The sequence below is a fragment of the Bacillus nitroreducens genome, from assembly GCF_964021195.1.
This window is the reverse complement of the sequence record NZ_CAXHYI020000003.1, coordinates 436236-448520: the sequence shown is the minus strand read 5'-3', so window position 1 is coordinate 448520 and position 12285 is coordinate 436236. Positions and strand designations below refer to the sequence as shown.

General features: G+C 39.1%; 13 protein-coding genes and 1 pseudogene. 8 read left to right on the top strand and 6 right to left on the bottom strand.

Annotated elements, in window-relative coordinates:
• Nucleotides 1-31 precede the first annotated feature (31 nt).
• Nucleotides 32-1204, bottom strand: a complete 1173-nt coding sequence (locus ACWPVE_RS05930; protein ID WP_453991597.1) for a DUF4317 domain-containing protein — start codon at nt 1202-1204, stop codon at nt 32-34.
• Nucleotides 1205-1341: 137 nt separating this feature from the next.
• Here ACWPVE_RS05930 and ACWPVE_RS05925 point away from each other — a divergent pair, with 137 nt between their 5' ends.
• The 3 genes from ACWPVE_RS05925 to pdaA all read left to right on the top strand — a co-directional run bounded on the left by ACWPVE_RS05925 (nt 1342) and on the right by pdaA (nt 5661).
• Nucleotides 1342-2580, top strand: coding sequence for an MFS transporter (locus ACWPVE_RS05925; RefSeq protein ID WP_453991595.1), 1239 nt, complete (start codon nt 1342-1344; stop codon nt 2578-2580).
• A gap of 286 nt (nt 2581-2866) precedes the next feature.
• Nucleotides 2867-4399: a fumarate hydratase gene (locus ACWPVE_RS05920; protein ID WP_453991593.1), complete on the top strand. Its 1533-nt coding sequence runs from the start codon at nt 2867-2869 to the stop codon at nt 4397-4399.
• 452 nt (nt 4400-4851) lie between these two features.
• Entirely contained in the window at nt 4852-5661 is an 810-nt protein-coding gene (pdaA, locus tag ACWPVE_RS05915) for a delta-lactam-biosynthetic de-N-acetylase (protein ID WP_453991591.1), read from the top strand.
• Nucleotides 5662-5695: 34 nt separating this feature from the next.
• Here pdaA and ACWPVE_RS05910 read toward each other — a convergent pair whose 3' ends face one another.
• Nucleotides 5696-6289, bottom strand: a complete 594-nt coding sequence (locus tag ACWPVE_RS05910) for a lysozyme inhibitor LprI family protein (RefSeq protein WP_453991589.1) — start codon at nt 6287-6289, stop codon at nt 5696-5698.
• 360 nt (nt 6290-6649) lie between these two features.
• Here ACWPVE_RS05910 and ACWPVE_RS05905 point away from each other — a divergent pair, with 360 nt between their 5' ends.
• The 5 genes from ACWPVE_RS05905 to rlmD all read left to right on the top strand — a co-directional run bounded on the left by ACWPVE_RS05905 (nt 6650) and on the right by rlmD (nt 10184).
• A complete protein-coding gene (locus ACWPVE_RS05905; protein ID WP_453991587.1) occupies nt 6650-6976 on the top strand; it encodes a DMT family transporter in 327 nt (108 codons plus the stop codon).
• The gene (locus ACWPVE_RS05900) at nt 6973-7332 is read left to right on the top strand and encodes a DMT family transporter (RefSeq protein WP_453991585.1); all 360 of its coding nucleotides are present in this window, start codon (nt 6973-6975) and stop codon (nt 7330-7332) included. Before ACWPVE_RS05905 ends, ACWPVE_RS05900 begins: the two co-directional genes overlap by 4 nt.
• A 176-nt stretch (nt 7333-7508) precedes the next feature.
• Nucleotides 7509-7820, top strand: a complete 312-nt coding sequence (locus tag ACWPVE_RS05895) for a cupin domain-containing protein (protein WP_453991583.1) — start codon at nt 7509-7511, stop codon at nt 7818-7820.
• Between the two features lie 89 nt (nt 7821-7909).
• Nucleotides 7910-8770, top strand: a complete 861-nt coding sequence (locus ACWPVE_RS05890; RefSeq protein ID WP_453991581.1) for a DNA-3-methyladenine glycosylase family protein — start codon at nt 7910-7912, stop codon at nt 8768-8770.
• 16 nt (nt 8771-8786) lie between these two features.
• Nucleotides 8787-10184: a 23S rRNA (uracil(1939)-C(5))-methyltransferase RlmD gene (rlmD, locus tag ACWPVE_RS05885; RefSeq protein ID WP_453991579.1), complete on the top strand. Its 1398-nt coding sequence runs from the start codon at nt 8787-8789 to the stop codon at nt 10182-10184.
• A gap of 354 nt (nt 10185-10538) precedes the next feature.
• On the opposite strand, the gene ACWPVE_RS05880 is transcribed toward rlmD, so the two are convergent.
• From ACWPVE_RS05880 to ACWPVE_RS05865, 4 genes and pseudogenes are all read right to left on the bottom strand, one after another.
• Nucleotides 10539-10751, bottom strand: a complete 213-nt coding sequence (locus tag ACWPVE_RS05880) for a hypothetical protein (protein WP_453991577.1) — start codon at nt 10749-10751, stop codon at nt 10539-10541.
• Between the two features lies 1 nt (nt 10752).
• Complete coding sequence (gene istB, locus ACWPVE_RS05875) at nt 10753-11508, bottom strand: IS21-like element helper ATPase IstB (RefSeq protein WP_453991575.1); 756 nt, start codon at nt 11506-11508, stop codon at nt 10753-10755.
• Nucleotides 11505-11774 carry a hypothetical protein gene (locus ACWPVE_RS05870; protein WP_453991573.1) on the bottom strand — a complete coding sequence of 90 codons (270 nt, stop codon included), beginning with the start codon at nt 11772-11774 and terminating at the stop codon, nt 11505-11507. Before ACWPVE_RS05870 ends, istB begins: the two co-directional genes overlap by 4 nt.
• A gap of 60 nt (nt 11775-11834) precedes the next feature.
• A pseudogene (locus tag ACWPVE_RS05865) lies at nt 11835-12248 on the bottom strand (ATP-binding protein); the annotation flags it as partial.
• Nucleotides 12249-12285: the final 37 nt, after the last annotated feature.

Here is a 12285-nt window from a genome sequence, read left to right as displayed (position 1 = left end):
AGCCTAATTTAAAGGATCTGTAGAACTATCCTTATTCACCAGGGTTCTTCGTTTCAAGCGTTAGTCCTTCAACCACGACATCCTCGTCAATTTCTAACAACAAACAACGTTTGCCTTGGTACATGATGTATTTGACGTATTTAAGTTCTTTTGGACTTAAAGAAAGTTTCGCAACCTTGGTGTTGATTTTAATTGATTTTGGAATGAGGTTGGCTGCTTTGAATTCATGTCGCTCGTCATCGATAACACTTTTAAAAGCATGTTCTACCTTTGCTGTATCCACATCATCAACGCCACTAACCTTTAAGATGCGTTCGACATCTTGGTAGTTGATCACGGGTGGTTCGCTTTCTTCTTCTGACTCTTCTTCTTTTTCCTGAACGAATCGGTCAATTTCTTCGTACACATTAGAAATAACCTCGGATTCTACTGTATCTCCAATGACATTTTTTAGGATCATCTCGAATCCAATCTTATCATCTTCTGCTGTCATGATATCTTCGCAGTTTAACACATCTTCAATAAATGTATAGCTTGGCTCATTTGCTTTTCCCGCAGCATACAGAATATGATTCACGTCTGCTGCATTATCAGTAAAGGCAGGAAAAAGAAAACCAGTAAGTGGGGCAGTTAAGTTAATAACAGGATCCAACTCTGTGTTTGATTTGAACGTTCTCTCAATATAATCAAAAACCAATGTCTTTTTCGGTTGATCAATTTTATTCAGGCTACAAAGAATAAGCGGGCTATAATAAACCTCATCAGAGCCGCCAGCTTCAGATTCAGGGTCACGTTTTCGAGTCGGTTTTCGATATTCGGCACGGATGAATGTTACTACAGTGTCAAACTCATAAACAGTATGAGCAAATATTTTTTCAACGATTAACAGCATTTGCTCAATCCAATCTTCTGTATCATCCATTTCGAGTCCATCATATAAAAGGTCACGTGTACTATTCTCAACACCTTGTTGGAATCTCAATTCAAACAACTTAGTATCAAGCTGACCTGACAACGTCTTTTTAAAATTACCTAAAAATAATTCCTGTGCTTCTAGCTCTAACAGTTCGAATGGTTGACAGATATGGTGATAAATCTCACCCGATTCTTTTTTTACATAGACATTGAGAATCTCATTTAATTTTAAATATTGATTATCTAATTTAAATTGTTTACGGATGTTTGCGACGTCTTTTTTATTCATTGATCTCAACTCCCATTTTTTGATTATACCTGTTCGAGATATAAAATGTAATGATTGTTTTTTTTACCTCTGTATGGGCATCACGGATATAAAAATCCATATATATACTGTAAAAAAGCAAACAGGGGTAGATAACGATGAACAAACAAAAAAGTCAATTCAGATGGGTTATATTTACTTCTGTTTTGTTTACGTATGTCGTCATGTCTAGCCAGCGGACCGCGCCAGGGCTTATTACAGACCAATTAATGACTGATTTCCAAGTGACAGCAACCACGATTGGCCTTCTTACAAGCATTCAATTTCTTGTATACACGGCTCTGCAAATGCCGATGGGGATTTTGGCTGACCGATATGGACCTAACTTTTTTCTGATTTTTGGTGCGATCCTCACAGGGGGTGGGACAGTTCTTTACAGCATAGGCACCCATGAATTCATCCTCTTTTTTGCACGTATTTTAACGGGGATCGGGGATGCAACGATTTGGGTGAATTTAGTGCTGATTTTAAGTAAATGGTTTAATAAAAAAGAATTTACTCGACTCATCGGTGTCGCGGGAATGACTGGTAGTTTAGGTTTCTTGATGGCAACCGTTCCTTATTCAGCTTTAGTCGCACTTTTAGGGTGGCGAGGTGCCTTTTTTTCAGGGGGAGTCCTATTATGTATGTGTGGGATATTTCTATATTTTGTCCTTGTAAAAAAGCCCGGTCAACCGATGATTGAGAAAAAAGAAATCCAACGTGAAAATCTCTCCGTTTTACTCAAACATATCTTATCAAATCGACAAGCATGGGCGTTATTTCTATGTCATTTCGGACTTGTCGGTGGGTATTTAGGATTTATCGGTTCATGGGCAGTGCCTTACGGAATGGAAATATACGGGTTTACCCGCATGGAAGCAAGCCAACTTATTATGTTTAGTCTCATCGGTGCACTTATTGGTGCACCATTAATTGGCTGGATTTCGAGTCGATTAGGAAACATTAAACGACCTTATCTCTTTTTCCATCTAGTTACTGTTTTGTGCTGGTCCACTTTTCTATTATTCAGTAAGGGACCACCATTATTCTTGCTTATTTCTTTATTTTTTATCATCGGATTTTCATTTGGCTCGAATTCCTTAACTTTTGCAGTTGTACGACAAACCTTTCCGACAAGTGAATCTGGCATGATATCAGGTTTTGCTAACACAGGGGGTTTTTTAAGTGCGGTCTTACTTCCAGCTATATTCGGAATGGTCTTGGATCATTTTCAAGCAGGTTACTATTTTGGTTTCATCATACCGATGATTTTTTCCGTCGCAGGGTTAATCGGTGTGAATTTAATAACAGAAAAGGAACAAGTTGTCTCTATCTCCTTACCTACTACTAAATAATAGTTGGAATCGCTTGCAAATTACTTTCGAAAAAAAATATATAGGAGTATAATGATAGTGAGTTTACAAGTTTAATAAAATTCAATAGTTTACTAGCTTCTTGGACAATTGTGTTCATGATAGGCTGGTGAATAATGTTATGTCTCTGGCGGATGCGACGATTGAAGCTAAATAGCGCACATTTTGTGGCAACGCTTTTATGATCCACCCGTGTGGGTCTAAAAAATCGGTGCAGATAAGCCGAGGAACATGTGATAAAGGGGAATCTAGGGAAAGGGGAATACAGATGGATAAGCTACAACAAAGCATGTACAAGTTAATTGTAGAAACATCAACAAGACTTCCAAAGGATGTACGTAGAGCAGTTGCTCGCGCAAAAGCGAGTGAAAGTGCTGGCACACGTGCAGCGATGTCTCTCTCAACAATAACCGAAAATATTTCAATGGCAGATGTAAATGTATCTCCAATCTGTCAAGATACAGGTCTACCAACTTTTAAAGTAAAAACACCTGTTGGGGTGAATCAATTAAAAATTAAAGCTGCCATTCGTGAAGCGATTGTCGAAGCAACAAAAGATGGAAAACTTCGTCCAAACTCAGTCGATTCATTGACTGGAAAAAATAGTGGGGACAACCTAGGTGAAGGTGTTCCTGTAATTAAATTTGAGCAATGGGAAGAAGATTATATCGATGTTCGCCTTATTTTAAAAGGAGGCGGCTGTGAAAATAAAAACATTCAGTACAGTTTACCATGTGAACTAGAAGGACTGGGACGCGCTGGTCGTGACTTAGATGGAATTCGTAAGTGCATCATGCATTCTGTCTACCAAGCACAAGGACAGGGCTGTAGTGCAGGTTTCATAGGAGTTGGTATCGGTGGGGACCGTACTTCTGGATATGAATTAGCAAAAGAACAGCTTTTCCGTTCTGTTGATGATGAGAATCCAAACGAAGACCTTCGAAAATTGGAAGAATACGTGATGGAAAATGCCAATAAGCTTGGAATTGGAACAATGGGCTTTGGTGGCGAAACAACACTCCTTGGCTGTAAGGTGGGCGTGATGCACCGTATTCCTGCTAGCTTCTTTGTTTCTGTAGCATACAACTGCTGGGCCTATCGTCGTCTAGGAGTTACACTTGATGCAGAAACTGGTGATATCAAAGAATGGTTATACCAAGAAGGAGAAGAAATCGACTTCTCAAAAGAACAAGAAAAAGTGGAAGTGAAGTCAGAAACTCGCGAAGTGGTCCTTCAAGCACCAATTACAGAAGAACAAATCAGAGAACTTAAGGTTGGGGACGTTGTTAAAATCAATGGTCGTATGTTCACGGGGCGTGATGCGATCCATAAGCATTTATCAGAAAACGATGCACCAGTTGATCTGAACGGACAAATCATTTATCACTGTGGTCCAGTTATGCTTAAAGATGAAGATGGGAAATGGCACGTTAAAGCGGCAGGTCCAACAACAAGTATACGTGAGGAGCCTTACCAAGGCGACATCATGAAAAAATTCGGCATCCGCGCGGTTATTGGGAAAGGCGGAATGGGACCGAAAACACTTGCTGCATTAAAGGAGCACGGTGGTGTCTATCTAAACGCAATCGGTGGTGCTGCCCAATACTATGCAGACTGTATCAAATCTGTTGATGGTGTTGACCTCATGGAATTCGGTATCCCTGAAGCAATGTGGCATCTAAATGTTGAAGGCTTTACTGCTGTTGTGACCATGGACTCTCACGGCAACAGCCTACACGAAGACGTCGACAAATCTTCATTAGAAAAACTAGAACAATTCAAAGAGCGTGTATTTGCTTAACATATAGTTGGAATTGTTGCCCGTTACGTTTATGCGTAGCGGGTTTTTCTTATTGAATTTGTTACTCAAGAAAGAAATGTCCCATTTATTCATAATTGTGTCCGATATAATTGAGTGTGTGTCCCATAAAATAAAGGTTGGGTCCAATAAATCAAGAATAGTGTCCCATATCTTCATTGTTATGTCCCATATCTTCGAAAAATAGGATTCAAAATATACATGGCTGCCTTATAATTCGAACTCAATATTGGAGATACCGAATATTAGCCACTAAAAATATGTACAATAACAGCAAATATTGAAAAAGCATTTTATCTAAAATAGTCCTCCTTCCTTGCGAAATTACATACACTCACGCCAACAAGAGCTTTTTGGTAATCTATCCCTGCATGAACTCCCTAAATGTGGTAAAAACTAACCCTACTACTAACGGAGTTTGGGAGGTTTTACTTTTGAAAAGGCTTTTTAGCTTACTTCTTGTTTTGGTCGTATCCTTTTCATTCGCTGGTGCCCACCAAGCGGAAGCATCATATTCGAACACACCGATCCATTGGGGCTTTAAAAAGAGCAGAAATCATGAACCAGCCTCAGCGGGTGAGGACTATGAAAATTTACTTGCCAAATATGGATCATTTTATATTGGAGATACAACAAAAAAAGATATTTACCTGACTTTCGATAATGGTTATGAAAATGGTTACACTGAAAAAGTATTAGATGTGTTAAAAGAAAAGAAGGTTCCTGCGACTTTCTTTGTAACAGGGCATTATTTAAAAGACCAAGCTGACCTTGTCAAACGAATGGCAAAGGAAGGACATATTGTTGGAAATCATTCATGGTATCATCCAGACTTAACAAGAGTAAGTGACGATCGTCTAAGGAAAGAATTAGATTCTGTTCGAGAGGAAGTCAAAAAATTGACTGGGCAGGATATTACCTATCTTCGGCCACCTCGAGGTATCTTCAGTGAGAGAACCTTAGCTTTATCAAACAAACTTGGCTATCAGAATGTGTTTTGGTCACTTGCATTTGTGGATTGGCACATTAACAATCAACGTGGGTGGGAGTATGCCTATAACAACATCATGAGACAAATTCATCCTGGTGCAATTCTACTGCTACATACCGTTTCGAGGGATAATGCTGAAGCGTTAGGAAAAGCAATCGATGATTTGCGGAAAGAGGGATATACCTTCCGAAGCTTAGACCACCTTATGGCGGAAAGAACGATTAAAGGAGAATTATTATTTAATATAAACTAAAAGGACTTAGAATCATTCCTAAGTCCTTTTTCCATTACATATATTTTTCAACTAATTCATAACATCTTTCTTTGGTGAACTGTGCCTGTGCGTTTATCTTCGCCAAGGACTCCATTGAGCCACCTTCGTATTGTGCGGCTTCTTCACTTGCTATTTTGTATTTTTCTTTAATCCAGCGACGTTGTTCTTCTCGAAGCTTGTCCATTTGTTCAACTGGAAGTTGCTTTTCTAAGTCAGAAAAGATTTTATTCAGTGCATTGTCCCAAGCTTTATAGGCAACTGATGCGATTTCTTCCATCTCCATTTGGGTTTCACCTTCAGGCTTACTCTCAAGATCTGCTGCAATTGCATCTAACTCACTTACATATTGCTCCTTTAGCGGGCTATTATCAGCTGGCGCGTCATCATTACCGTTATCAACACCAGAATCATGATTTTCCTCGTAATCAGCTGTGCTTGCTTCTTCACTTGAGATTTCGTCAGATTCATTTGCCTCTACACTATCTGTATCTGAATCATTTTCCGCGCTATGAATAGGTTCCTCAGACGGTGTGCTCGCCTCCTGATCAGCATTTCCACAGGCAGCTAACAATACCAGTAAAACGGACAACAGCAATAACTTTTTCATTGTGAAAGACTCCTTGTAAAATATTGACTTAGTAATACTTTACAAAAAAAGTTAGAATATCACAAATTAAATTATCATTACGTTTCTTTGTCTTGCTATATACAATAATTTCCAACCTGTTCCCAGATATCATTAAAACAGGTAAAATGGAGAAAGAAAATTTTTTGTATTTGAATGTAGGGAATCTAATTCATTGTTAGGAAAGTATAAGGCGGAAACTTTGCTTTTATATATAAAACTTCAAATAGGTAACAGACTTAAGTGCCACTTTCTGTGGCATTGTTTTGTTGTCGCAGCTTGTGTGGGCATGAAATTTGTGTTCACATAACCAAGTTGTATTTGCTTATAGGAGGGATATCGTTGAATCCATACATTCTCTTAATTTTCGCGATCTTGAGTGAGGTGTTTGGTAGCTCGCTGCTTAAAGCAACAGATGGGTTCAGGAAACTCCTGCCTTCTTTAGGAGTCATGCTTGGATACGGTCTATCATTTTATGCTCTATCTTTATCGTTAACGACTTTGCCACTTGGACTCGCCTACGCTATCTGGGCTGGAGTAGGGACAGCACTTACTGCATTAGTCGGGATTATTTTCTATAAAGAAAGCATTGATAAGCAAAAAATCCTTGGGTTCCTCTTGATTATTGGTGGAGTCATTTTACTAAATATGGGAGGGGATTTTGAATGAAGGGATATTTTGCTTTGACCATTTCAATTGTTGCTGAGGTCTTCGCAACAACTATGCTAAAAATGTCAGAAGGATTTACTATCCTTCTCCCATCAATCGGTGTCATAATAGGATATGGACTTGCTTTTTACTGCTTAGCCCTTTGTCTGAAGTCACTTCCGCTAAGTTTGGCTTACGCGATTTGGTCTGGTGCGGGGACAGCACTAACAGCAGTGATTGGCGCACTCATGTGGGGAGAAGTTTTTAGTACGCTTAAATTAGCAGGCATTGCCTTAATTATCGGTGGTGTGGTTTTACTAAATACGTCTAAAAAAGTGGAAACAGAAATCGAACATACAGAAGCAAAGGCCCTTTAAAAGGGATTTTTTCAGTAACGGTAAAATTCACTACAGATAAAAACTACTTACCGTAAAGTTATAGAGACAAAACTGTCACCAGCTCCATTAGTTACCCATCAGTGTGGAAAAAAACACCACTACGGATGGGTGTTTCATTATATAATGTAAGGGAATACAAGAAGGGGGAATGGGCAATGGTTGGAGATTGGGAAAATGCAGAACCAGGGGTAAAACGAAAAATATTCCCACCAGGTAAATCCGTTATGATGATGGAAGTACACTTTGAAAAAGGTGCGGAAGGCTATCAACACAGCCATCCACATGAGCAGCTTACTTACGTCATGAAAGGTAGCTTCCAGTTCACAATTGAGGGTGAACAAACAACGGTCTCACAAGGAGAAACGATTGTTATTCCTGGGAACCATAAACATGGGGTCATTGCATTAGAAGAAGGTATTTTACTTGATACATTTACACCACTTCGTGAAGATTTACTAAATAGATAATGAAGAAATCCTCCTTGCTTCCGGGAGGATTTTTTTTCTGTCCAAATGGTATAATGGGTACTAACACATTAGAATTGAGGTTGGTTTCCATGTGGGAGAAAAAGGTGCATGTTCAGCCGCCATATGATTTTGATCGCGTCCTAGATAGGCTTTCGATAAATCCACTAATTACACTAAATAAAGAGGAACGCTCTGTGAAGGTGCCGTTTTATAGTGAAAATAAACCTGTCATTGTGACTGTAAAAGCAACAGGTACAATTGATGAGCCCACTTTTTTAGTCACAGGTACCAATTCAACGGAGCGGAGTCTACAACATGTTTCCCACATTTTTCAGTGGAACGTACCTTTAGATCCTATTCAAGAACATTTTTTACAAACAGATCTACGAGATATTTTCATAGAACATCGTGGAACACCACTGGTCTTAGACTTTGATCCGTATTATTGCTTAATGAAATGCATTATCCATCAACAGCTCAACATGACGTTTGCCTATACACTAACATCCAGGTTTGTTACGACATTTGGGGAAGAAGTCGACGGAACGTGGGTCCACCCACAACCTGAAAAAATAGCACAGTTGTCTGTTTCAGATTTGAGAGAGCTACAATTTAGTGGCCGGAAGGCTGAATATATAATTGATACATCGAGGCTAATTGCAGAAGGAGAACTATCCCTTCAGGACCTCCAATCTAAAACAGACGAAGAGGTTACGGATACTCTTGTAAAGTTGCGAGGAATTGGAAAATGGACCGCACAAAATTTCCTTCTATTTGCACTGGGGCGACCAAATCTCTTTCCAATGGCAGATATCGGAATCCAAAATGCGGTCAAAAAATTATACAATCTCGAAAATAAGCCAACCTATGAACAAATGGAAGAATACAGCAAGCCATGGGAGCCATACTTAAGCTATGCCTCCTTATATCTATGGCGAAGCATTGAATAGAAAGTTGTGTGTAAGAATGAAACAACAAAAAGAAAATCAAGCAAAACTACAGGTGGGACAAACCTTTCCCCTTACGATAAAAAGACTCGGAATCAATGGTGAAGGTGTTGGGTATTTTAAAAGGCAGGTTGTCTTTGTACCAGGAGCACTGCCTGGTGAAGAGGTCGTCGTTGAAGCAACAAAAGTTCATCCGAAATTTTCGGAAGGTCGGATAAAAAAGGTCCGAAAAAAATCAGAACATCGGGTAAAGCCACCATGTCCTATTTTCGATCAGTGTGGCGGCTGCCAGTTACAGCATTTGGACTATCGTCAGCAATTAAAAGAAAAGCGGGACATCGTCGTCCAAGCCTTTGAACGTTACAGTAGGACACAACCGATTGAAAAACTCAATATCAAAGACACGATTGGAATGGATAACCCGTGGAACTACCGAAACAAAAGCCAATTCCAGGTCGGACTAGAGAAACAAAAGGTAATCGCGGGGCTATATGCCTTAAACTCTCATAAGCTTATCGATATTGCGGACTGTATGATTCAACACCCTGCAACAAGCAAGGTCACTCAAACGGTAAAAAGGATTTTACAGGACTTGAACATTTCCATTTACAATGAACGTAATCGAAAGGGTCTCGTCCGAACCATTGTCACAAGAGTGGGTGTCCAAACGGGAGAGGTCCAACTTGTCCTTATTACAGCGAAAAAAGAAATTCCGAATAAAAACAAATTAATCGAGGAAATCAACAACCGTTTACCAGAAGTCAAATCAATTATCCAAAACATTAATGGGCAAAAGACTTCACTCATTTTTGGTGACGAGTCGGTCCACCTACACGGAAGCGAGGTCATTCAAGAGACACTAGGTGACTTGTCATTTGAGCTATCAGCTCGAGCATTCTTCCAACTGAACCCAGAACAGACCGTCAAATTATATGATGAAGTCAAAAAGGCTGCCCAATTAACAGGTAAGGAAAAAATCGTCGACGCCTATTGTGGAGTTGGAACGATCGGGTTATGGCTAGCAGACGGGGCTTCCGAAATTCGAGGTATCGAAGTCATCCCAGAGGCCATCGAAGACGCAAAGAAAAACGCCAAAAAACACGGCTTCCATAATGCCACCTATGCCGTAGGAAAAGCCGAGAAGCTCCTACCAAAATGGGTGAAAGAAGGCTGGCGTCCAGACGTGGTGGTAGTTGACCCACCACGTACAGGCTGTGATGACCAATTCCTTCAAACCGTCTTAAAAGTAAAACCGAAGAAGATGGTGTATGTATCTTGTAATCCGTCTACTTTAGCAAAGGATATTCAGGTCCTATCGAAGCTATATCGAGTGGAATATGTACAGCCAGTGGATATGTTTCCGCATACGGCGCATGTGGAAGCAGTAGCGCGGTTGGTGTTGAAATTGTCTAACTAATTTAAACATCTCTCAACCAAAATAAACATTACCGATTCAGATCCGGTTTTCGTGAAAATAAACATTTCCGAATTCCGGGTCTTTTTCATATATTGCTTTAATTTGCGATTCACATAGATGATCTTAAGAAGGGTTATCGCTTATTTTTGCTGAAGTTTTTAAGCTTGCGAATTAGTATAGTGGATAAAAGTTGATTACGGCCATGTGATTTTACCACCCTTGCCATCTTTTGTACCAGTGTTTGTCAAAGAACTTACCACGCAATGCCAACACGATTACCAATCTCATCATAAAACCCTACAGATTACTAGTTGTTTAATAAACTGTAGGGTTTCTTTTGTTACAGATTGTATGTTAATTAGAACTGTCTTTAAAATACTCTATAATCATTTTTCTAGCTCCCTCAAAAATGTCCTGTTTGCTCCATTCATGAGGAGAGGGTTCCTTTCCGTAGTAGTCAATCAGCTGCGTTTTTAATTCCTTGGGGAACGGATACCAGCTCTTGAATCCGACACAGTAGAAGTATTCCTCCAACTCCCTTAGATCTTTATTCGTAATAACTGTCAAATTAGAATCCTCCACCAAGCCCATGACGTTCACGCATGGATATTTCTCCATCTATTAAGATTTGATAGGAGTCATGAATAATACGGTCCAAAATAGCTTCTGCTATCGTTTCATTACCTAATTTGGTATGCCATCCGCTAGGATCAATTTGCGAACAGAAAATAGTTGAAGCTACTTTATGGCGGGCTTCGGCGATTTCTAGTAGGATTGCTGCTTCATCAGTTGATAAATCTGTCAGTAACCATTCATCTAGTATGAGTAAATCTACTTTTGTATACTTTTTGATTAATTTACGATAACTTCCGTCCGCAGCTAATTTTGCTAGCGAAAGTTCATCTAGTAATTCTGGTAAACGAATGTATTTCACTTTATAGAACTGACGACAAGCAGACACTCCAAATGCACTGGCTAAAAATGATTTTCCTGAACCGGTGGGTCCCTTTAATATGATATTGTGGCTGTCTTGAATATAGGTACCACTGGCAAGTTTTAAAATCAAATCTCTATCTAATCTTCTATCCTCGTAATATTCTATATCTTCAATACAGGCATTTGAGTTTAAAAAAGTAGCTGATTTTATTAAACGTTGAAGCGTATTGCTCTTACGACGCGAAAACTCTAAATCAACAAGTAAAGAAAAACGATCTTCAAAACTCATCTTTTGGAATTCCTTGTTCAATGCTTGCTCTTTATAGGCTTCCGCCATTCCACTCAATTTCATTTCGTGTAGTTTAGTTAAAGTTTGGTCATTCATCATTTATCTGTTCCTCCGTAGTAATGAGCTCCACGTGTGAAGCCATATTTATTTTCACTGCTTTCTGTTTTCCGTTTCATCTCTTGCTCGGCATCATTCTTTTTATTGCTCTTTAGAATGGTTTGAATGCTCTTGACCGTCGGTCTTTTTGTCATAGAAATAATCATTTTACATGCACGTTCAATTTCATATTTGGTATAACGACGCTCAGACTTTTTTAAAGAAAATATAGACTGTAACGCCAGTTTTTCTGTTTGTGTATTTTGCAAGAAAAAAGTGCATAGTTGCGCAAGAATTTTTGCAGAGTTTTGCCACCCAATCGTTTCAACTTATCTTGCTCGTGATAAAGCGTTCGATAATCTATAACTTCCACCGTTAAATGTTAATACATGAGCATGATGAATTAAACGATCCACTAACGCAGCTGTTAGTCTAGAATCAATAAAAATCCTATTCCATTGGCTGAACTCAAGGTTAGAAGTGATTATCAGGCTTTTCTGTTCATACCATTCAGCAATAAGTTGAAATAGTAGTTCAGAACCCTCCTTGCTAAAAGGTAGATAACCCATCTCATCGAGAATGATTAATTCTACCTTTTCAAACTTCTTTCTAAAGGAAGGTAATTTATCCTGTTTCAGCGCTTGTTCCAATTGCTCGATAAGTGTGGATACACGATAAAATCTAACTTCATAACCCATTTCACATGCTTTTCTTCCAAGTCCAGTTGCTAAATGAGATTTTCCATTATGCAAAGCTTTTCATAATGGAAATTATCGAAAG